This window comes from Segatella hominis (assembly GCF_004535825.1).
Taxonomy (GTDB): Bacteria; Bacteroidota; Bacteroidia; order Bacteroidales; family Bacteroidaceae; genus Prevotella; species Prevotella hominis.
In genome coordinates this window covers 1-20,723 of record NZ_SGVY01000043.1, presented here as the reverse complement: position 1 = coordinate 20,723, position 20,723 = coordinate 1, and the positions used below count along the sequence as shown (strand labels likewise).

Genomic DNA, 20,723 nt, shown 5'->3' with positions numbered 1-20,723 from the left:
TCATCCCCTATACATCAAGGATAAATTCATCCCAACTCAGAATGTTCCTGCTAATCTTTGTGCAAAGCCTTGATAGCAGAATAGTCTTCATCTTCCAATAATTGCTTGACCGTAATTCTCGGATTTCGCTTCACGAAATCGTTGATAGTCTTTACATATCGGGTATTGAAGACTTCCCTGTTCATCGCTCTATTGACCGTCCACATGATTTTTCCCATGTGCAGGTCGCGGTCCAACTGCTGTCTGTTGTCAAAATCATCCATCGGATAGATACTCAGCAGATAAAAGGTCAGACAGTCTGGCACGATGTAATTTCGGGTCATGGTGCTACGCTGCTGGGCATTATAATATTTCTTGTAGAGCGGATATTTAGACCCCATGTACTTATCGAGTGAAATGCCGACCGAAGACTCGCCTATCACGATACTCTGGTCCAAAGCTCCTATCTGCGCATAGAAAACAGGCTGCTTGATTTCCGGCAGCCAATCCTGCAATCGACCAAACGATTTCTTCAAGTCCTTATTGATATCGTCCATATTGGCATATTCAGCCTCTGCATCTGCTATGAGAGCCTGGAGCGTAGAGTCCTGGAAGAACATCAGGAAGCGATTGCTGATGTTGGCATCGGTAATCGTACCCAGCTGGAGCATTTTCTCTATCAGAGTACGGGTTTCAATAGGATAATCGGTATTCATCTGCTGCAGGGCAGAAAAATCTCCGGTAGTAAGATAGCGGCTTTCCAAACGATCATAACGCTGTACGCAAAGAGGTTCAGCAACAAACTCCTCATTCGGCTTGAATTTAAATTCACAAGCCGAAGAAAGCAAGACAAGTGCCGCAATTATGATAATATGATATAAATTCTTCACGTAATTATAATTTTGTATTAATACGAGTGCAAAAATACTAAAAAATATTTTAAATTCCAAGTTTCTAAGCTAAAAAAGCACAAATTATGTGCAAAAAAGATGAATTTATTCTATAAATATTCACATTTGCAGAGATTTGAGCAACAAAATGAGAAAGACGGGAGAAATGACAAATGAGAAAGGGAGAAGAGAGATGGGAGAAGAGAGATGGGAAAAAGAAAAGAAAAAGAAAAAGAAAAGACTTCCCGCCTGGAATGACCATAGCGGGAAGTCTCTCTCCTATTGTTGCTAAAATACTTTGACCTGTAATGGCTGAGTCTGAAGTTTCTTCCATTCCGCCAACCACTTATACCACTCCTTTTCTCCGGAAAAGCCATAGGTTTCATTGGCGCTCGTATAAGCCAATTTGTAGGTCAGCTTCTTTCCTACAGGGCGCACCAGCATCGTATATACATCCTTGTTGGCCTCCTCCTGGCTTACGAAATGAGATTGAGGCACATAAATACCTAAGCCAACTGTCTCCAACTTATGTTTGCCATCATCCTTGCCCGTAGGCCAGTCGCTACCATAACAGCCTCTCAATCCCTTGCCGTCAGACATTTCTGTAGAACCCTTCACGTTGATAAGCCCTGTAGAGAACACGTAATCATCCGCATTCTTATTGAAGAATACCTCCACATCAAAATCCCTATGACCCGCATAAATCGTATAGCGGATGGTGGCATTTACTGGCTTTAATCCAGGAGCCGGAACCCAACCGTTGTCCACCACTTCTACCACGGCACGCAAAGGACCTTCGGAAATAACACGCTGCTCCTGATATTTCACATCTGTAAGCAACAGGGATTTCGTGCCGTCCCAACCGCGCAGGGCACCCAAACCATAAGTATTGCCTACCCAGAGACAGTCGTCGCCGGAACCTGCTGCCAACTGTTCTTCGGAAGGATAAAACTGAGTATCCTCTACCACCAGTCCCTTATTGATTTTGCCATAAAGGTCGATGGTCTGCCGATTGTCGAAATAAACACGCATCGCCACGAGGTCGCTCTCGAAACAGACGCCATGAGAATGCACAAAATGATAGACATCCTTGGTCTTCTTGTCGAAGGCAATACTGCGCAAGTAAATATCCTGCTTGTTCTTGGCCAACTTCTTGTTCTTGCTTGGCACAACCAGTTCTGCAAATGTACGGGCAGGATAGGCAGACTGCTCACCCTCGGAGAACAACTGAATCTGATAAGTCTTCGATTCCCTCTTGCCAAGATCGGCCAGAAAACAAAGTTCATCATTCACACAGTCACGATTCAGATCATCCAACTGGGATGGAATTTCCTTGCCATCTACCGTAACGACGGCCTTGGAAACCTCGCCATACTTACTCAAATCCAAGACAATCGGTTCGTCGTTTCTCTCTACTTTGGAAGGATTAGTCACCTGCACCTTCACCATCGTTTGCGCTTCCATTCCTAATGCCAGGAAGAAAGCAAAAAATGATAAATAAATACGTCTCATTTTATAGTCAGTTTCTAAGTTATTTCTATTTTTTAAATCCTACTCGTTTTCAAAGGAAGTCATCTGGCTTTTATTGAAAGCTTCCATCAGACTTCATTCAAGAAGAATCATCAGACTTCATTCAAAAAGAATCATCACGCTTCATTCAAAAAGGATTATCACGCTTCATTCAAGAAGGATCATCAGACTTCATTCAAGTCGTTTTCAAATCCTTGAAATTCTTCACTCCCTTGGCGTAATATTGCCACAATATGGAAGTCTGGAAAATCTGCGGAATCTCCTCCTCCACTCTTTGTGCCTGAATACGCTTTCTCTCCTCATCAAAAGAGGAACGCCATTCCTTGAATGCCTTGCGAGCTTTGAACACAGCCTTGAAATCACCCCAATTCCGCTGAAGCAGCAACATCTCAAAAGCAGCCAGATAATCGAGGAACCATCTCGCTCTCATCACATGCGATAACTCCTTGTCCGACAGATTCTTATAAAGCATCGTTAGATTATTTCTGAAATTCAGGAAAGTCTTCATCGGATTGCTCTTAGGCAAAGTTCCTCCACCCACATGATATACTTCACTCTCAGGGATGCAATAGATTTTCCGCCCCATCAGGCGCAAACGCCAGCAAAGGTCTATCTCCTCATTATGAGCGAAAAAGCGGCCGTCAAGTCCACCTGCCTTCCAATAATCCGCAGAACGGATCATCATGCACGCACCCGTAGCCCACAATATCTCCTGCTGGTAATCATACTGGCCATTATCACGTTCTACCGTACCGAAAATCCTGCCACGACAGAACGGATAACCATATTTATCCAGAAAACCTCCACAGGCGCCGGCATACTCAAAACTGTCCTTGTCATATTCTGCCAACAATTTCGGCTGACAGGCTGCCACCTGAGGATGGGAATCCATAAACTCGATAAGCGGAGTAAGCCAATGATGACTCACCTCTACATCACTATTCAAAAGCACATAGTAGTCGGCCGCTATCTGGCGTAACGCTCGATTATACCCTTCGGCAAAGCCAAAATTCTGCTCCAGTACGATAGTCTTAACCTGAGGAAATTGAGTCTCCAGAAGGTGCATGGAACCATCTGACGAACTGTTGTCCGCCACCCAGATTTCAGCATCCTGTCGGGAATACTCTATCACATTCGGAAGAAACTTGGCCAGCATCTTCTGACCATTCCAATTTAGTATTACAATTGCTACTTTTGCCATCTTGTATTGCTACTTTTGCATATTGACTGCAAAAATACAAAGAATAATTCAATTATGCCCCGATTTGAGGCATAATTAAGAATTTATAATGATAAAAAAATGCTTTAACGGCTCTTAAGCCTATTGTTCAGCAAATTAGTAAACTCATAATTCTTCAATCCCCATTTCGGAGCCACAAGCAATTCCTTAGGCGATTGACTTACAAACCTTTCGAGCACCAGATCCGGGCGCAGCAAACGAATAAACCTGACGATGACGTCAATATACTCCTCTACCGAATAGACATGAAAAGGATGTTCTGCATATTCCTGCGCCAAACGGGTTCCCTTGATAATCTGCATCTGATGAATCTTCAGAATATCAAGAGGAAGCGAAGAAATAATAGGAGCCTGACGGAGACTCTCCTCCGCATCTTCTCCTGGCAGCCCGATGATAATATGACCGCCAGTCAGGATGCCGCGAGCATGCGTACGCTCTACCGCATCACGGCTGCAGGCAAAATCATGTCCGCGATTGATGCGACGCAAAGTATCATCATTCGCACTTTCTATTCCATACTCCACCAATAAGAACGTGCGCTTGTTGAGTTCCTCCAGATAATCCAGCAATTCATCGCTCATACAGTCCGGGCGAGTACCAATCACAATGCCCACCACATCTTCCACACGAAGGGCTTCCTCATACATCTCCCGGAGCTGTTCTACCTTAGCATAAGTATTGGTATAAGCCTGGAAATAAGCAAGATACTTCATGTCCGGATACTTACGGGAAAAGAATGCCTTTCCCTCTTCCAACTGTTCGGAGATAGACTTCTTGCGGTCGCAATAGCTGGGATTGAACGTGCGGTTGTCACAATAAGTACAGCCGCCGCTGGAAATTTTCCCATCCCGGTTGGGACAGGAAAATCCTGCATCTATAGAAATCTTCTGAACCCGGAAATCAGGAAATTGTTTCCGGATCCAAGTACCAAAATCATTATAATACATCATAATACATCACCATAAAATAAACACATCACCCGAACCTTACGAGACTTTATTCGAACGATATGATTCGAGCGATATCATCATCACAACGCTTAGAGCAGTTCTGCCTTCAAAGCCGTTTTGTCGTGATTGAAATCGCCCAGGCGAACACGGAGCAACTGATTGTCATATTCTTCCTTGGCAAGCGCAGGAGAAAGTTCTACTCTCACATAGTTCTTGGTAAAACCATGCATGGCCTTGCCGCGAGGCGCCTTCTCAAACAGCACCTCTGCTTCCGTTCCAATATACTGGGCATAAAACTCTTGCGTTTTCTGGTCGCTCAACTCCAGGAGTCGCTTGGAGCGCAACTTCTTCTCCTTGTCACTCACCACATAAGGAATCTTAAGCGCAGCCGTACCCGGGCGTTCAGAATAAGGGAAAACATGAAGTTGGGTAACAGGCAAGGACTTCAGAAACTCATAACATTCCTCAAAGCACTCAGGCGTTTCACCACGACAGCCTACCATCACGTCAACTCCGATGAAAGCATCCGGCATCTTCTCCTTGATCAGTTGAACCTTATGAGCAAACAGAGCCTTATCATAACGACGATGCATCAACTTGAGCACCTCGTCGCTACCGCTTTGCAGAGGTATGTGGAAATGAGGCATGAAAGCCCGGCTCTGGGCACAATATTCGATGAGATCATCATCACAGAGGTCTGGCTCCAGACTGGAAATTCTATATCGCTTGATGCCCTCTACTCCGTCAAGAGCCTTCACCAGACCCAAAAAGCGCTCATGAGTTGTCTGACCGAAATCTCCGATATTCACGCCAGTAATAACGATTTCCTTACCTCCCTCACGGGCTGCCTGCTCAGACTGTTCTACAAGAGAGGCAATACTTGGATTGCGGGAATTGCCACGGGCAAAAGGTATTGTACAATAGGTACAATAATAATTGCAACCATCCTGTACCTTCAGGAAATAACGGGTGCGGTTGCCACGGGAACAAGACGGCTGGAAAGTCTTGATTTCCTTGGTCTTCACACTATGATGCAGATGAAGCGCTTCTGAATACTTCTGCGCCCAAGCATCACTCAGATATTGTATCAGATGAGCTTTCTCATTGGCACCAAGCACCAGGTCAACACCCTCTATCTTGCTCACATTCTCTGATTCCAACTGAGCATAGCAACCAGTAACAATCACAAAGGCTCCAGGATTCTGGCGTACCATACGATGAATGGCCTGACGACATTTGTGATCAGCCACTTCTGTTACAGAACATGTATTTATCAAACAAATATCTGCTTGTTCACCCTTTTGAGCTGTAACAACCCCCATGTCTTCCAGCATCTTTCCGAAAGTGGAAGTTTCTGAGAAATTGAGTTTACAACCCAGAGTATAATAAGCAGCTTTCTTGCCTTGAAAGGCACTTGTATCTATCATAATTATCCTATTTACATTATTAAATTAATCGGCCAAAACCGAAAAGGTTCTCCTTTCTGCGTTCAAGAGAAAGCCCCTAAATCTCCAGCTTCAGGAGAATGTCCTCCAACCCTCCAGCATCAGGAGAAAGGAACACAAATCTTGTTTTTTAGCCTTCTGAGCAAAAGCTCGGCAAAGATAAACAATTATTCTGAAATTAGCAAATTCCCAAGGCGCTTTTTCTAATATGGGCAGTATGAAAAAACTGATTCTATAAAGCATAGGGACTGAAAGAATCAAACCAATCAGACAATCAGACAGGAAAAGCACCAGAGCCTATAAAACAAAAAAAGCCGCCAGACCGAAGTCCAGCGGTTGTTTCTCTCATTTTTCGTTCGTAAAGTAATCCTATATTACTTAGCAGAATCAGCAGCAGCTGTATCAGCAGCAGCTGTATCAGCAGCAGCTGTATCAACCATTGCAGTATCAGAATCAGCAGAAGCTGTGTTCTGAGCTGTTTTGTTACCACAAGATGCGAAAGAGATAGCTGCGATAGCTACGAACATTAAAACTAATTTCTTCATTTTCTTTGCTTTTTAAATCTGTAAAACAATCATTCGTTTATTAAAACGATGCAAAGGTAAGTATTTTTTCGATAGGTTGTTCTTTTTTTTAGGACTTTTTTTGGGGTACTTTTGTAACGTTTTTACAAGTACCTAATAATCAGGCACTTACAAACTGCTAACAAAAGTTAAAGTTTTTGCCGTGTGCGAAGACAGCCAAAAATTAACACTTTTACGTGTTTTTTACTATCAAAGCCATCTACTCCAAAACTATCCTTTTTCGAGACTTCCAATCCCTTTTTTCTCATCTCAAACTCCGTTTTTTCATCTCGACCCCAGTTTTTCTCATCTCAAAGCTCAGTTTTTCTCATCATAATCATCATTTTTCTCCTTTCTCATTCCTCCTTTCACATTCTTCATTTCTCATTTTATCGACTTTCTCATTTCTAATTTCTAATTTCTCACTTTATCGTCTTTCTAATTTCTCTTACCACAACCGTTTTAAACCAGTCTTTAAGAACGCCTGCATATTGGTCTTGGGAATCAGAAAGTAGAATCACCACCTGATCACCATTCTTTAACTTCGGTCCCAGGCACATTCCTTCATAATTTGCAAACGAGCGGTCAAAAACCGACAAACCGGTCTTCCATTCTAAAAGCAAATGCTTATTAATATAAGGTGTAGCTTCGCAGAAAGGTTGCTCAATAGGATACGGATTCTCCTGCAACGGATTAATCAAATACAACTTGCACTTACAAAATGCTCCCAATTTCATCTTTGGAATAAAAGCTTCACGCTCCAAGACCAACAACTGACCATCCGGCAAGACACACAATTCGCTAACACCCATCACATACGTTTCAGCCTTCTTGTTCGTAGTAGGCTTATCCATCCGGTAGGCATAAGCTTCCATAAAGTATTTTCCCCCAACATTTACAGAATCTGAATCATCACTATTCTGCCTCAGAACACCTATCCCCTCCAAATGTTGAGCATCTATTCCCTTCTGATCTCCAATATCAATCCTCATCAGGCGTAGTTTATTTGCGCCTCCATTCTGTGGCGTTGCAGGTTCCCCATCCTTCTGGAGCGTACTTTCAGGAATCGTCCAAAGGTAATGACGAACAGAATCGAAAGCCAAAGATTCAAACGCATAGTTAGGAGCAAACGCAGTAGATGGGCAATCTATCTTTCTGAGTCGGGAATTCCATTCCGCATTCCGGGATGAAGGATTGATAAAAAACTCCCTGATACTGAAAAATCCCTCACTTGCCACCATCAGGGTAGAATCGGAAACCTTTGCAATCGCCTCATGATCAAAGCCCCTATCCTTGCCTATCCAAGATTTCCCATCATAGCGGCTTCCATCCACCATCACATCATATCCCAGATTCTCTACATGCCGAAGTTCTCCCGTAAGTTCATCTACCAGGATGCGAAACTTGAAGAACAAGACACTATCAGACTTATCGCTTACCACCGCATAAACATCATCATGCAAATGAGTAATACCACTATAGTTTCCTGCTGGTACGAAACGGGGATAGGATTTCTGAGGAAACTCTCGAACGACTGTCCATTGACCTTCCTCAACATCACCCCGCACCACCTGTAAAGTATCAGACCAAAGCACCTGATACCCGAAATACAAGAAACAAGTTAGCAAAATATTCCGAAGCATAGTTTACAAAGCTGCATAAGTAAGAACAAACTCCATCGTCAACTCAAAGTCCACATTTACCGATTTATGCGACTTCAGGTTTTCCACTTCGCAATTCCAATCCATCATAGGGTCGAACGGTTTCAGCCGCATCTCTCCATATTGCAAATTCTCTGCCGAAAACAGTTTATAGACAGTTTCTTTAGCGCACCAATGAACCAGCAAAGCATCCAGACCTTCAGCCTTTTCATCCCTTCTCAAAAACTTGGAAGCAATACGCTCCACCCTATCATTATAATATTCTATATCCACAGCTACAGAACGGCTTTTAGAAATAATGACGGAAGCAAAGCCCCGGGTATGAGAAATACTGATATTAAACTTGTTGAGCAAAGGTTTGCCGCACTCATCATGTGTGATTTCTCCGATTTTGCCTATCTGCTCCTCAGAATATCCAGCTATCAGAAGCATCTCTCTGAGTAAAGCCCTGACTGCAAGAAACTCCAACTTTCGCCCTTCACTTTTATAGAGTTCCAAATCTTTAATATAAACTTTCATCCAAGGATAGCTCTCTAGAAAGTCGCTTACAGACTCTCCGATTTGCCACAATCCCAAATGTACTCCAGGATAAACTTCTCTTACGTTTATTAATGCCATAACCAATTGATTTTATAGGGGACAAAATTACGAAAAAAAATCGAGAAAAACAAAAGAGAGTCAAGATTATAGCAATCTCGACCCTCTTTCTTATTATAATCAATCTTAAAAAGCCTCAACAAATTATTTACCGGGAAGAACCACCACTTTGATCCTACTGATACGGCGTTCCTCAACCCCCAAAACCTCAAAAGAATAATTCTTATATTCGATTTTCTCATGGATGCTTGGAAAATCACCCTTGATTTCAAGCAACAATCCGGCCAAAGTATCGGCATCGCCTTCCACTTCCTCAAATTCCTCATCATCAACATTCAGAATCTTGCAGAAATCTGTCAGCAAAGTCTTACCCTCAAAAATAAATGTATTATAATTCAACTTGGAGTAGAACTTTTCCTCCTCATCATACTCATCATTAATTTCGCCTACGATTTCCTCCAGAATATCCTCAAGAGTTACAATGCCGCTCGTGCCGCCAAATTCATCTACCACGATGGCGATATGCACCTTATTCTCTTGGAACTCTCTCAGCAAATCATCAATCTTCTTGGTTTCCGGCACAAAATAAGGCGGACGAATCAGACTCTGCCATCTGAAAGAGGCCGGTTTTCCTAAATGAGGAAGCAAATCCTTGATATACAGAATGCCACGAATGTTGTCGGTATTGTCCTGATAAACAGGAATACGGCTATAGTTATTTTCCACGATACATTTCAGAACCTCAGGATAAGTACTGTGAATATCCAGATCTACTACATTCTGACGGCTCGTCATTACCTCCTTGGCTGTCTCATCACCAAAGCGGATAATACCCTTCAGCATACTCTGTTCGTCCTTGATATCATCCTTGTCTGTTAGTTCCAAAGCCTGTTCCAAATCATCAACACTCAAGATGTGATTTTCCTTCTTCACTACCTTTTCGGCCAACATACCACTTTTCAAGAGCACATTTTCCAAAGGCCAGAAAATTTTGCGGGCAATCAAAATGCCTCCTACAAAACGCCTGCAGAAAAGTAACGGATCCTTACGACTATACACTTTTGGCATGATTTCACCAAAAAGTAAAAGAAGAAACGTAAGCAGAACTGTAATAATCAGAAATTGCAGCCAATACGCTTTTGCTCCAAAATGAACTACACCAGCAAAAACATAGTTTAAAAGCATAATGATGGTGACGTTCACAAAATTATTGGCGATGAGAATGGTAGCAAGAGTACGCTCAGAATCCTCACGTAACATCAGAATCTTACGGTCTGTTTCTGTTTTCTCATCTTCCAGTTCATCAACATCTGTAGGTGAAAGACTGAAAAAAGCGATTTCAGAACCACTTGCAAACGCAGACACCAACAGTAATACTGCCGCTAAGACGGCAGCAAAAACAACCCCCAATGAAGGCGATGAAAAAGCAACATCATCAAAGGCCTCAGTTATAGTTGAAATATCCAATTTTATATATTAATTAAAATGGTAAACTATCTTGTTCCTTCTCGTCCTGAGAAGTCTGAGCCTCAGCTTTGGCAGCAGTTTGGGCATTACTTGCTTCATTCGTACGTGAAGCAGCAAACTTGGATACAAGCATTTCCATATTATCCACGTAAATCTCAGTTACATATCTACGTTTCCCCTGCTTGTCATCATAGGTACGGTAACGCACCTTACCCTCGACATAAAGTTTGTCACCCTTACGCACATACTTTTCTACATATTTAGCCAAGGCACGAAAAAAGACAAGGTTATGCCAATCTGTATGATCAGGTACCTGCATACCATTTTCCAAAGTATATCCACGTTCTGTTGTCGCAAGAGAAACCTGCGCTACAGCCTGATCAGCATCATAATAATGAACATCAGGATCCTTCCCGACATTACCAATTAACATAACCTTATTCATATCAAAACATTTTTAATGAAATTATTTCCACATTCCCAAATAACGGAACTGGAAATTCTTACCCTTTGCAGAAGGGAACTGACTTCTGGAATCTACCCTACCACGGAGATGCTCTACGATTCTCTCATAGCAATCTATTCCAGACATAGCTTTAACGTCTGCCACAAAATGAGTGTCACGATACTCAAATTTACCTGTAGCAGGCACCATTACAACTCGCTTGAAATCCAGCGAACCTTCATACCAGCCCGGACGCTCTTCAGTCAAACGGTTTACTGGACTTGCAGGATTATCATGACGCTCAGAAGGCACAGTACGCAAAGCCTTCTTATCCTTAAAATCCTGCATACATGCAGCAGCTGTCTTAATGATTATAAAATAAACTCTTGGGCGTACTTTATATCTTTTAGGATAGCATACATCACTTGCAGCATAATCACGGATATCCGCTTCCAAATCAGGATTCATTCCTATTTCTGGAATTTGACTTAAAAAATCTATCGCTTGGTCGACAGAAGAAACAAAGGTTTCCTTATCGAAATATCTAATATATAAATTCATAGTGGGTATGTTTCTCTCTTTTTAAATATTAAAGAAAAAAGAGCGGAAAACGGGACTCGGACCCGCGACCCCAACCTTGGCAAGGTTGTGCTCTACCAACTGAGCTATTTCCGCAAAAAGAAGGTGAAGAGGAGGAGACTCGAACTCCCACGACACAATTGTCACTACCCCCTCAAAGTAGCGCGTCTACCAATTCCGCCACCTCTCCAACATCAAATTTAAAAATAGTGCCCAAGACAGGACTCGAACCTGCACGTTGTGAAACACACGCACCTGAAACGTGCGCGTCTACCAATTCCGCCACTTGGGCTCAAGTCTATAAAACAATAATCTTATAGCACTCTTGGAGCGGAAAACGGGACTCGGACCCGCGACCCCAACCTTGGCAAGGTTGTGCTCTACCAACTGAGCTATTTCCGCAAATCAACAAAGCAACCTTTCTTTTGTGAAGAGGAGGAGACTCGAACTCCCACGACACAATTGTCACTACCCCCTCAAAGTAGCGCGTCTACCAATTCCGCCACCTCTCCATTATAATAATGTTGCTTACATCAATTTCAATACATAAGATAAAAACTTGATGCTGTTTCAAAAAATTGAGCGGAAAACGGGACTCGGACCCGCGACCCCAACCTTGGCAAGGTTGTGCTCTACCAACTGAGCTATTTCCGCAGCTATTCCTCTTAGCAAGGAGCATTCCTCTGAATGCAGGTGCAAAGGTACTACTTTTTTCTGAATTACCAAATTTTTCAAAGACTTTTTTTAAAGAAAATGCGCATTTTGTCTGTTTTTAAAGGCAAAATACGCATTTTTCATCGTTTTATCTGCAAAAACTGAACTTTTATGGTCCTTTTCCTACCAGTCTAATCCATTCGGTTCAGATAATCTTCGTACCCATATTCTCGCAGGATTTCCAAATTCCCATCCAAATGCACGATTCCTATAGATGGATGCGTAATGCCATTAAAAGTATTTGTCTTAACGGTCGTATAATGCAGCATATCTTCAAAAATCACTTTTTCGCCTACTTCCAGTTCATGGTCAAATTTCCAATATCCCATAAAATCACCACTCAAACAACTGTTTCCTCCCAAACGGTAAACGTGATCTCCTTCCGGCTTCTCCATCATATCTTCCATTTCGATGGTTTCGGCATTGCGTACTGCCGGATGATATGGCATCTCCAAACAATCAGGCATGTGGCAAGTAAAGCTGACATCCAGAATGGCGGTTTTGTAACCATGGTCTTCCACCACATCCACAACCTGAGAAACGAGAGGTCCCGTCTGCCATCCGAAGGCACTACCCGGCTCCATGATGACATGAAGATGAGGATAGCGCAGATGAAACTCCTTTATTATATTAATAAGGTGTAATACATCATAATCCTTACGAGTCATCAGGTGACCTCCACCAAAATTAATCCATTTCAACTGAGAAAACCATTTGCCGAACTTCTCCTCAATATATACCAACGTCCTTTCAAACACATCTGCCCCACTCTCACAATGGCAATGGCAATGGAAGCCCTCAATATCCGAAGGCAAAATCTCAGGCAATTTATCTGCAGTTACACCAAATCGGGAACCAGGCGCACAGGGATTATACAGCAACGTTTCTACCTCAGAATATTCCGGATTTACTCTCAGTCCCAATTTGATGCTTGGGTTAACAGTAGCTACACGCTCATGAAAACGCTCATATTGAGAAAGAGAATTAAATGTCAGATGACTTGAGCAACGGGCAATTTCATCAATCTCATCATCAGTATAAGCTGGAGAAAAAGTATGGGCAGGACTTCCAAATTTCTCAAAAGCCAGCTTTGCTTCGCTCAAAGAGCTTGCTGTTGTCGAAGAAATATATTCTCTGAAAATCGGGAAAGTCTTCCAAAGGGCATAAGCCTTAAATGCCAGAATAATCTCCATGTCAGCCCTATCAGCCACGCTCTTTATCAGCGATAGATTTTGTCTCAGTCTACTTTCTTCCAATACGTAAATCGGAGTGCGAATCTCCTTAAAATTCTCTAAATTTACTTGCATGTCTTGATAAATATTAATTTTATGGTGCAAAGATAGCTTTTTATCTCCAATATAATTGCAAGTTTGCGTTTTTTTTAATACTTTTGCAACAGAAAAGTTTTTAAGACTATGAAATTAGTAATAATGACGAAGTCCACATTCTTTGTGGAAGAAGATAAAATCCTATCCTCATTGTTTGATGAAGGACTAGACAATTTGCATCTTTTTAAACCGGGGGCATCACCAATGTTCTCTGAGCGACTACTCACACTCTTACCTGAGGACTATTATCGTAAGATCACAGTACACGATCATTATTACCTCAAGCAGGAATATGATTTGGCCGGCATTCATATAGACGATCCAAGCGCTGCCTTGCCAGAAGGATACAAAGGGAAATACAGTCGTACATGCACAGATCTTCTTCAGTTGAAAGAAATGAAGAAAAAATCGCAATATGTTTTTCTGAAAAACATTTTCGACTGCATAGAATTCAAAGATGAAAAATCATCTTTCTCGCTCAACCAATTAGAATTGGCAGCCAAAGAAGGGCTTATCGACAAAAAAGTATATGCTCTTGGAGGCATGAGCCTGGAAAATGTCAAAATAGCTAAAGCGCTCGGCTTTGGAGGAATAGTAATATGTGGTGATCTTTGGAATAGATTTGATATTCACAACGAAAGAGATTACAAAGAAGTAATCAATCATTTCGAGAAATTACGCAAGGCAGTTAACTGACATTGCTATTCATCATAAATATTCGTAATAATAATTTAATTACACATAAACTAAAATTCAAATGAGTGACAAAAACTCTTTTTTGGTATTCTCTGGTACTAACACGAGATACCTTGCAGAAAAAATCTGCGCTAGTTTAGGTTGCCCGCTGGGTAATTTGGTAGTAACCAAATTCTCTGATGGTGAGTTTGGTGTATCTTTTGAGGAATCTATCCGTGGACGTGATGTTTTCCTTGTACAGAGCACCTTCCCTAATTCTGACAACTTGATGGAATTGCTTCTGATGATTGATGCAGCTAAGCGTGCTTCAGCTAGTCATATTATCGCAGTTGTTCCTTACTTTGGTTGGGCTCGTCAGGATCGCAAGGACAAGCCACGTGTCAGCATCGGTGCCAAGCTTGTTGCTGATCTGTTGAGCGTTGCCGGTATCGACCGCTTGATCACCATGGATCTCCACGCTGATCAGATTCAAGGTTTCTTCGACGTACCTGTTGACCACCTCTACGCTTCTGGCGTCATTCTCCCTTATCTTCAGAGTTTGCAGCTCGAAGATATGGTAATCGCTTCTCCAGACGTTGGTGGTTCTAAGCGTGCTAACACTTATGCTAAGTACTTCGGTTGCCCACTCGTACTCTGCAACAAGACTCGTGCCCGTGCAAATGTTGTAGCCAGCATGCAGATTATTGGTGATGTAAAAGACAAGAACGTTGTGATCATCGACGATATGGTTGATACTGCCGGTACTATCACCAAGGCTGCTGACATCATGAAGGCTGCTGGTGCAAAAACTGTACGTGCATGTGCTTCACATTGCGTGATGAGCGGTCCTGCTTCTGAACGCGTTCAGAAATCAGCTCTTGAGGAAATCGTATTTACCGACTCAATTCCTTACACCAAGCGTTGCGAAAAAGTTAAGCAGCTTACAATCGCAGATATGTTTGCAGAAACTATCCGCCGTGTAGAAGATAACGAGAGTATCTCTTCTCAGTATCTCGTATAAAAGAAATTATTCATCCATCTAAAAAGGAGCCTTCCCTATTCTTAAGGGAAAGCTCTTTTTTTTCTTTTCCTATAAACCGAAAGATAAAAAGAAAAAGGTGAAAAGCAAAGAACAAAAAGAAGGAATGCAAAAAATCCCACATCTCTTTCAAGATGCGGGATTCATTATTACATTTTCGATATATTGCTATACCAAACAATTTTATGATATTTCATTATCTTAGTCCAACCACTTTACGTAGCAGAAGTCCTGACGATGTGGCAACTTCTCATTCTTAGGATACATACGAACGCCTGTCTTGAATGAACCAGCATTGATTGGTTCGATCTCAGCCTCGAATGTGAAGTTGTTGCCCTCGTGACCAACCATCTTGAATGGATAAACAGCATAGATTTGCTTACCATCCTCTGGCTGATCCTTCAATACAACAAGCTCCAAGCCAACAGCATCGTTCAAGCCCTGCTCATCGATAACATACTGAACCTTGATCTTCTGACCTGTCTCAGCAGCCATCAACATGCAATCATCCTTAGAAACTACATGAATACCATCCCAACGCTCAGCAACGCTTTCCTTCCAGAGAGCAATCTCCTTAGCCAAAGCATTGTCGTTAGCGCTCAACTTCTTGAAGCGAGCAGCCTCCTTGTTGTAGAACTTATCATAGTAGTCATCCAACTGACGCTTCATAGTATAATGAGGAGCGATAGTAGCAATAGAGTTCTTTACTACCTGGATCCACTCCTTGCTGAAGCCTTCCTTGCTCTTGTTATAGTACATTGGGATAATGTCATTCTCCAAGAGATTGTAGATAGTAGCAGCATCAAGCTGATCCTGATAACCCTGATTCTTGTATGTACGCTTCTCAGGAAGAGCCCAACCAGCACCCTCGCGGTAACCTTCTAACCACCAACCATCAAGTACAGAGAGGTTGACAACACCATTCATCTCTGCCTTCTCGCCAGATGTACCAGAAGCCTCCAATGGACGTGTAGGAGTATTCATCCAAATATCAACACCAGAAACCAAGCGACGAGCCAAAGTCATATCGTAGTCCTCCAAGAAGATAATCTTACCAAGGAACTCAGGACGCTGGCTAATCTCGAAGATTCTCTTAATCAAGCCCTGACCTGCACCATCAGCTGGGTGAGCCTTACCAGAGAAGAAGAACAATACTGGATGCTCTGGATCATTAACGATCTTAGACAAACGATCCAAGTCTGTGAAAAGCAAGTGAGCACGCTTGTAAGTAGCGAAACGACGGCAGAAACCAATCATCAAAGCATTAGGATTGATACGCTCGAGCAAAGATACTACACGAGCAGGATCACCCTGATTCTTCAACCAAGTCTCTGTGAACTTCTCACGGATGTAAGCTACGAGCTTCTTCTTCAAAGTCATACGAGTATTCCAGATTTCTTCATCTGAAACATTGTAGATTGCATGCCAGATTTCCTCGTTGCTCTGGTCGTTCATGAAGTTCTTATCAAAATATGTGTCATAGAGTTTACGCCACTCTGTTGCAGTCCAAGTTGGGAAGTGAACACCATTGGTTACATAACCTACGTGGTTCTCCTCTGGGAAATAACCCTTCCAGATATTAGAGAACATCTGCTGGCTCACCCAACCATGGAGCTTACTTACACCATTAACCTCCTGACAAGTGTTGCATGCAAAAGTAGAAAGACAGAAACGCTCGTTGTGATCGTCTGCATTCTCACGACCCATACCAATGAACTCATCCCATGAAATACCAAGACGCTGTGGATAGCCACCCATGTACTTACCGAAGAGAGCCTCGTCGAAGTAGTCGTGACCGGCTGGTACTGGAGTATGAACTGTATAGAGAGAAGAAGCGCGAACCAACTCAAGAGCCTGGTTGAAGTTCAAACCATCCTCTTCGATGTAATCGCAGAGACGCTGCAAGTTGCAGAGAGCTGCATGACCCTCATTGCAATGATAAATATCCTTCTTAATACCAAGTTTCTTCAAAGTCAAGATACCACCGATACCCAGCAAGATCTCCTGCTTCAAGCGATTCTCCCAATCACCACCATAGAGAGAGTGAGTGATAGGACGATCAAACTCTGAGTTCATTTCATTATCAGTATCCAAGAGATACAACTTGATACGACCTACATTCATCTGCCATACATAAGCGTGAACCTGGTAGTTCATATAAGGTACGTCGATGACAACTGGGTTGCCATTCTCATCCAGAACACGCTCCAAAGGAAGAGAATTAAAGTTCTGAGCATCATAATTGGCAATCTGCTGACCATCCATGCTCAAAGACTGCTTGAAATAACCATATCTGTAGAGGAAACCAACTGCACACATATCCACGTTGCTATCAGAAGCCTCCTTCAAATAGTCACCAGCAAGCATACCAAGACCACCAGAGTAGATTTTAACCACCTGGTTGATACCATATTCCATACAGAAATAAGCTACAGATGGACGCTTAGCGTTAGGTTTTACATCCATATAATCACGGAACATCTTGTAAACCTTCTTCACCTTAGCCATCATAGCCTTATCTTTCACGATAGCTTCCTTGCGATCATAACTCAAACGCTCCAAAAGCAACACAGGGTTTGCATTAACCTGCTCGTACAATTTCTCATCAAGACTCTTGAACAAGTCTCGACCTTCGTAATTCCAAGCCCACCACATGTTATGAGCAAGCTCGTCCAAGCACTTCAATTCTTTAGGAAGGCTCGACTTTACTGTTGTCTCCTTCCATTGAGGAGCATTTGCATAATCAGCTTTAATTTTCATTGTGTTTTATATTAAAGTTTGTTATATTTAAAGTAATAAGTTTTATTTATCCTATCCTTACTAATCTACTTTCACTTTCAGCATGATTTACTTTTTCGCTGTCAGATCAGTCATTCGTTTTTCGGCTTTACGCAGCGCAAAATCATAAGCCTCATAATAGTATTCTATAAAATGACTCCACAATGCTTTTTTCGAGAGTTTATCCGCGTTGCTGCGACATTTCTTTACTTGAGCATCTGTCATACCAGAATATTTGGCCACAGTATCCTTAATAGCATCAGCAACCTCAGAATAGTTGTAGTCTGTACGCTTGATGACCTTTACGCCATCTTCTATCTCGCTATAACCTCCTTTCACCTGATTAGCCCAAAGTCCAAATCCTGCCAAATCAGTCGTAATACATGGCACCTTGAAAGCTACAGCCTCCAGAGGAGTATATCCCCAAGGCTCATAATATGAAGGGTAAATACAGAGATCATTACCAAGAACAATGTCATAATAACTCTTATTGATGACACCATCATTACCTGTCAGGTAACAAGGCAAGAATATCAACTTAACCTTATCATCTTTGCGGTTGTGCATATTGAAATATTTCAACATACCCAACACATTATCATGACTCATATTGTGCAACCAATGAGTAATCTCAGGTACCTCCAAAGGTGTATCATATTTCTTGCCACTTTCCAAGCGTTCAAGAAGATCTTGTCGAGGCTCTCCTACCCAACCAGGGACATCAATAAAGGCCAAAACATTCTTCTTCAAATTACCATCTCGAAGCAAACGGTTCATGGCTTCAATATAGACATCAATACCTTTATTACGGAACTCGTAACGGCCACTTGTTGAAACTATCAAGGTATCATCCCCTAAGTCTGTACCCATTAAAGCATTTGCTACATCGAGCAAACGCTTGCGGGCTTCCTTACGTTTCTTGGTAAAAGCAGCAGCCTTAGGTACAAAACTATTGTCAAATCCATTAGGCAATACAAAATCCACCGGCTTATCAAGCAATTCCTTACATTCTGTAGCAGTAATATCACTAACAGTCGTAAAGCAATCAACAAACATTGCCGTCTGTTTCTCTATAGAATGCTTGCTTTGCATATTCAGTTCACCAGCCATCTGGTCACCGTTATAAGCAAAAAGATAATCATAAAGCGGCTTATTATTACCAGCAATACTTCTTCCTATACTTGTTGCATGTGTGGTAAAGACAGTAGCTATCTCAGGCAAATGCTTATTAATATAAAGCACACCGAGTCCGGTCATCCATTCATTTCCATGATAGATAACCTTCTTACCTTTTTCAATAACATGCTTATAGAAGCTCTCAACAACTAATGCTGCTGCATAAGAGAACATAGAGGCCTCGTCATAATCTCCGTATGCATGAAGACTATCAACTTGATAGTCATTCCATAGCTGACCATAAATCTGGTCTTTAATAGCATAATAAGGAGTAAAATCAACAAGAATTGCTACCGGTTCTCCTGGTATATTCCAACGTCCAATTTTAATTATTAAGCCTTCCTTTTGTGCTTCGGTTTTCCACTCCGCATAAAGCGTAGTATCTTCTGAGAAATAAGGATTAACCTTATCCCCCCAACAATCAGGACCTATAAAGATTAAACGATCCTGCAACTTTTCTGTAAGAGTCTTGGCGCGTGTTGATAAAACAGTATAAATACCGCCTACCTTGTTACATACTTCCCAACTAGACTCAAATATATAATCTGGAAATAATTTGTCCTTTCCCATAAAATATCAATAAAACACCGCAAAGATAACTAAATAATTGCAAAAAACGAACAAAAAAGAAACTTTATTGGAAAAAAAAGTCGTTTTCTTGATTTAAATAAATAACTTTGTCGCAGTAAATTCACTAAACAATGAAAAAGATAATATTAGCACTTATGTTATGCATGTCATATTTGACATCATTTGCGCAAAAAGACAGCACAATCTTTAAAGGTTATTTGTCTAATAATGAATATGAAGTTTATCTACAAATTAACTTCTATCAGAATGACATTAAAGTACCAGGACAAGAAATCTTCGGTACTATTGCAGGCTTTTTGGGTGACAGAAAGGACAGCAGAAAATGGTTGATAACAAATGCTGCTATTGAGGGGAAAACCGCTCACCTATCCATTATCAACGATTATGGAAGTGAAGATCTTATAGCAGACCTAACCTTAGAAAGCGATGGTACATATAGTCTAAAGCAGATTACTGGCAGCAATATAAAAATTGCCCGCAATAGGAAATGGGTAAAAATACCCAAAAAGCTAACTTTTATGAAAAAATAAAATTTAAGAATTTCTGAGCGGATTAATAAGTTGCTCAGAAATTCTTAAATTATAGACCATTATATTATGATTAATAGAAATTAAAAAGAAGAAAGAACCAAAAAACTCTGCGTGAATCCGTGAAATCTGTGGGACTAAAATAATCAATGAGAAAAAATCTGCGTAAATCTGTGAAATCTGTGGGACAAAATAATCAATGAGAAAAAATCTGTGTGAATCTGTGAAATCTGTGGGACTAAAATAATCAATAAGAAAAAATCTGCGTCATCTGCGAAATCTGCGTGACAAAAACAACAGGAGCCCATTTCTGGCGCGAGTCATTGGCCAGCGGCCAAATATCCGCGGAAATCCGTGAGTAATCCGATAAGCAAGATTGCCATCCGATTCATCCGTGAAATCCGATGAAGAAAAATCCCGATGAAGATAAACAAAAAAGCCTCAGAAATCTTTCGAAATCTGAGGCTCTTCATTGAAAGGAGGCGGCGACCTACTCTCCCGCATTGCATTGCAGTACCATCGGCGCAAGTGGGCTTAACTTCTCTGTTC

18 protein-coding genes, 6 tRNA genes and 1 rRNA gene are annotated in these 20,723 nt (G+C 41.7%); 4 read left to right on the top strand and 21 right to left on the bottom strand.

The genetic code is table 11. The features are described from left to right. Positions 1-50: 50 nt before the first annotated feature. The gene (locus EXN75_RS13240; protein ID WP_134844170.1) at positions 51-869 is read right to left on the bottom strand and encodes a gliding motility protein GldB-related protein; all 819 of its coding nucleotides are present in this window, start codon (positions 867-869) and stop codon (positions 51-53) included. 173 nt (positions 870-1,042) lie between these two features. On the opposite strand from EXN75_RS13240, the gene EXN75_RS18525 reads away from it, so the two are divergent. Further along, positions 1,043-1,171: a hypothetical protein gene (locus EXN75_RS18525; protein ID WP_281279472.1), complete on the top strand. Its 129-nt coding sequence runs from the start codon at positions 1,043-1,045 to the stop codon at positions 1,169-1,171. Here EXN75_RS18525 and EXN75_RS13235 read toward each other — a convergent pair. From EXN75_RS13235 to nspC, 17 genes are all read right to left on the bottom strand, one after another. Then, on the bottom strand, positions 1,158-2,381 hold the full coding sequence (locus tag EXN75_RS13235) for a DUF4861 domain-containing protein (protein WP_134844169.1): 1,224 nt from the start codon (positions 2,379-2,381) through the stop codon (positions 1,158-1,160). The two genes, EXN75_RS18525 and EXN75_RS13235, sit on opposite strands and share 14 nt — an antisense overlap. Positions 2,382-2,574: 193 nt before the next feature. Beyond that, positions 2,575-3,600 carry a glycosyltransferase family 2 protein gene (locus EXN75_RS13230; RefSeq protein ID WP_134844168.1) on the bottom strand — a complete coding sequence of 342 codons (1,026 nt, stop codon included), beginning with the start codon at positions 3,598-3,600 and terminating at the stop codon, positions 2,575-2,577. Positions 3,601-3,704: 104 nt separating this feature from the next. Next, a complete protein-coding gene (locus tag EXN75_RS13225; RefSeq protein ID WP_134844167.1) occupies positions 3,705-4,592 on the bottom strand; it encodes a TIGR01212 family radical SAM protein in 888 nt (295 codons plus the stop codon). An 86-nt stretch (positions 4,593-4,678) separates the two neighbouring features. After that, positions 4,679-6,016, bottom strand: coding sequence for a tRNA (N(6)-L-threonylcarbamoyladenosine(37)-C(2))-methylthiotransferase MtaB (mtaB, locus tag EXN75_RS13220; RefSeq protein ID WP_134844166.1), 1,338 nt, complete (start codon positions 6,014-6,016; stop codon positions 4,679-4,681). Between the two features lie 392 nt (positions 6,017-6,408). After that, on the bottom strand, positions 6,409-6,579 hold the full coding sequence (locus EXN75_RS17810; protein ID WP_167639522.1) for a PG1828 family lipoprotein: 171 nt from the start codon (positions 6,577-6,579) through the stop codon (positions 6,409-6,411). Positions 6,580-7,019: 440 nt separating this feature from the next. Further along, complete coding sequence (locus tag EXN75_RS13210; protein WP_134844165.1) at positions 7,020-8,240, bottom strand: esterase-like activity of phytase family protein; 1,221 nt, start codon at positions 8,238-8,240, stop codon at positions 7,020-7,022. 3 nt (positions 8,241-8,243) lie between these two features. After that, positions 8,244-8,876: a 4'-phosphopantetheinyl transferase family protein gene (locus EXN75_RS13205; protein ID WP_134844164.1), complete on the bottom strand. Its 633-nt coding sequence runs from the start codon at positions 8,874-8,876 to the stop codon at positions 8,244-8,246. A 123-nt stretch (positions 8,877-8,999) separates the two neighbouring features. Then, positions 9,000-10,322, bottom strand: a complete 1,323-nt coding sequence (gene gldE, locus EXN75_RS13200) for a gliding motility-associated protein GldE (RefSeq protein WP_118116926.1) — start codon at positions 10,320-10,322, stop codon at positions 9,000-9,002. A gap of 13 nt (positions 10,323-10,335) precedes the next feature. Beyond that, complete coding sequence (locus EXN75_RS13195; protein ID WP_134844163.1) at positions 10,336-10,767, bottom strand: single-stranded DNA-binding protein; 432 nt, start codon at positions 10,765-10,767, stop codon at positions 10,336-10,338. A gap of 21 nt (positions 10,768-10,788) precedes the next feature. Beyond that, entirely contained in the window at positions 10,789-11,328 is a 540-nt protein-coding gene (locus EXN75_RS13190) for a hypothetical protein (RefSeq protein ID WP_118116924.1), read from the bottom strand. Between the two features lie 41 nt (positions 11,329-11,369). Beyond that, positions 11,370-11,442, bottom strand: a tRNA-Gly gene (locus EXN75_RS13185). Between the two features lie 10 nt (positions 11,443-11,452). After that, positions 11,453-11,536: transfer RNA gene (locus EXN75_RS13180), tRNA-Leu, on the bottom strand. Between the two features lie 20 nt (positions 11,537-11,556). Then, positions 11,557-11,638: transfer RNA gene (locus tag EXN75_RS13175), tRNA-Leu, on the bottom strand. Positions 11,639-11,672: 34 nt separating this feature from the next. Continuing rightward, positions 11,673-11,748 (bottom strand) — tRNA-Gly (locus EXN75_RS13170). 26 nt (positions 11,749-11,774) lie between these two features. Beyond that, positions 11,775-11,858 (bottom strand) — tRNA-Leu (locus EXN75_RS13165). Between the two features lie 69 nt (positions 11,859-11,927). Then, positions 11,928-12,000: transfer RNA gene (locus tag EXN75_RS13160), tRNA-Gly, on the bottom strand. 191 nt (positions 12,001-12,191) lie between these two features. Next, a complete protein-coding gene (gene nspC / locus EXN75_RS13155) occupies positions 12,192-13,367 on the bottom strand; it encodes a carboxynorspermidine decarboxylase (protein WP_134844162.1) in 1,176 nt (391 codons plus the stop codon). A 108-nt stretch (positions 13,368-13,475) separates the two neighbouring features. Here nspC and EXN75_RS13150 point away from each other — a divergent pair, with 108 nt between their 5' ends. Then, positions 13,476-14,084, top strand: coding sequence for a beta/alpha barrel domain-containing protein (locus tag EXN75_RS13150; RefSeq protein WP_134844161.1), 609 nt, complete (start codon positions 13,476-13,478; stop codon positions 14,082-14,084). Positions 14,085-14,145: 61 nt separating this feature from the next. Next, complete coding sequence (locus EXN75_RS13145; RefSeq protein ID WP_134844160.1) at positions 14,146-15,084, top strand: ribose-phosphate pyrophosphokinase; 939 nt, start codon at positions 14,146-14,148, stop codon at positions 15,082-15,084. Between the two features lie 219 nt (positions 15,085-15,303). Here the strand turns inward: EXN75_RS13145 and glgP are convergent, their stop codons facing one another. Further along, on the bottom strand, positions 15,304-17,862 hold the full coding sequence (gene glgP / locus EXN75_RS13140; RefSeq protein ID WP_134844159.1) for an alpha-glucan family phosphorylase: 2,559 nt from the start codon (positions 17,860-17,862) through the stop codon (positions 15,304-15,306). 87 nt (positions 17,863-17,949) lie between these two features. Beyond that, a complete protein-coding gene (locus EXN75_RS13135) occupies positions 17,950-19,626 on the bottom strand; it encodes a glycogen/starch synthase (RefSeq protein WP_134844158.1) in 1,677 nt (558 codons plus the stop codon). Positions 19,627-19,757: 131 nt separating this feature from the next. On the opposite strand from EXN75_RS13135, the gene EXN75_RS13130 reads away from it, so the two are divergent. Next, a complete protein-coding gene (locus EXN75_RS13130) occupies positions 19,758-20,177 on the top strand; it encodes a hypothetical protein (protein WP_118120335.1) in 420 nt (139 codons plus the stop codon). A 474-nt stretch (positions 20,178-20,651) separates the two neighbouring features. Here the strand turns inward: EXN75_RS13130 and rrf are convergent. After that, positions 20,652-20,723: ribosomal RNA gene (rrf, locus tag EXN75_RS18740) — 5S ribosomal RNA — on the bottom strand; the annotation flags it as partial.

Excerpts from the sequence above, each read along its gene's own strand:
- EXN75_RS18525 (WP_281279472.1), top strand. The coding sequence starts at position 1,043 with ATGAGAAAGGGAGAAGAGAGATGGGAGAAGAGAGATGGGAAAAAGAAA.
- EXN75_RS13145 (WP_134844160.1), top strand. The coding sequence starts at position 14,146 with ATGAGTGACAAAAACTCTTTTTTGGTATTCTCTGGTACTAACACGAGA.
- EXN75_RS13195 (WP_134844163.1), bottom strand. The coding sequence starts at position 10,767 with ATGAATAAGGTTATGTTAATTGGTAATGTCGGGAAGGATCCTGATGTT.
- EXN75_RS13190 (WP_118116924.1), bottom strand. The coding sequence starts at position 11,328 with ATGAATTTATATATTAGATATTTCGATAAGGAAACCTTTGTTTCTTCT.
- glgP (WP_134844159.1), bottom strand. The coding sequence starts at position 17,862 with ATGAAAATTAAAGCTGATTATGCAAATGCTCCTCAATGGAAGGAGACA.
- EXN75_RS13150 (WP_134844161.1), top strand. The coding sequence starts at position 13,476 with ATGAAATTAGTAATAATGACGAAGTCCACATTCTTTGTGGAAGAAGAT.
- nspC (WP_134844162.1), bottom strand. The coding sequence starts at position 13,367 with ATGCAAGTAAATTTAGAGAATTTTAAGGAGATTCGCACTCCGATTTAC.
- EXN75_RS13230 (WP_134844168.1), bottom strand. The coding sequence starts at position 3,600 with ATGGCAAAAGTAGCAATTGTAATACTAAATTGGAATGGTCAGAAGATG.
- EXN75_RS13210 (WP_134844165.1), bottom strand. The coding sequence starts at position 8,240 with ATGCTTCGGAATATTTTGCTAACTTGTTTCTTGTATTTCGGGTATCAG.
- EXN75_RS13235 (WP_134844169.1), bottom strand. The coding sequence starts at position 2,381 with ATGAGACGTATTTATTTATCATTTTTTGCTTTCTTCCTGGCATTAGGA.
- mtaB (WP_134844166.1), bottom strand. The coding sequence starts at position 6,016 with ATGATAGATACAAGTGCCTTTCAAGGCAAGAAAGCTGCTTATTATACT.
- EXN75_RS13205 (WP_134844164.1), bottom strand. The coding sequence starts at position 8,876 with ATGGCATTAATAAACGTAAGAGAAGTTTATCCTGGAGTACATTTGGGA.
- EXN75_RS13135 (WP_134844158.1), bottom strand. The coding sequence starts at position 19,626 with ATGGGAAAGGACAAATTATTTCCAGATTATATATTTGAGTCTAGTTGG.
- EXN75_RS17810 (WP_167639522.1), bottom strand. The coding sequence starts at position 6,579 with ATGAAGAAATTAGTTTTAATGTTCGTAGCTATCGCAGCTATCTCTTTC.
- EXN75_RS13130 (WP_118120335.1), top strand. The coding sequence starts at position 19,758 with ATGAAAAAGATAATATTAGCACTTATGTTATGCATGTCATATTTGACA.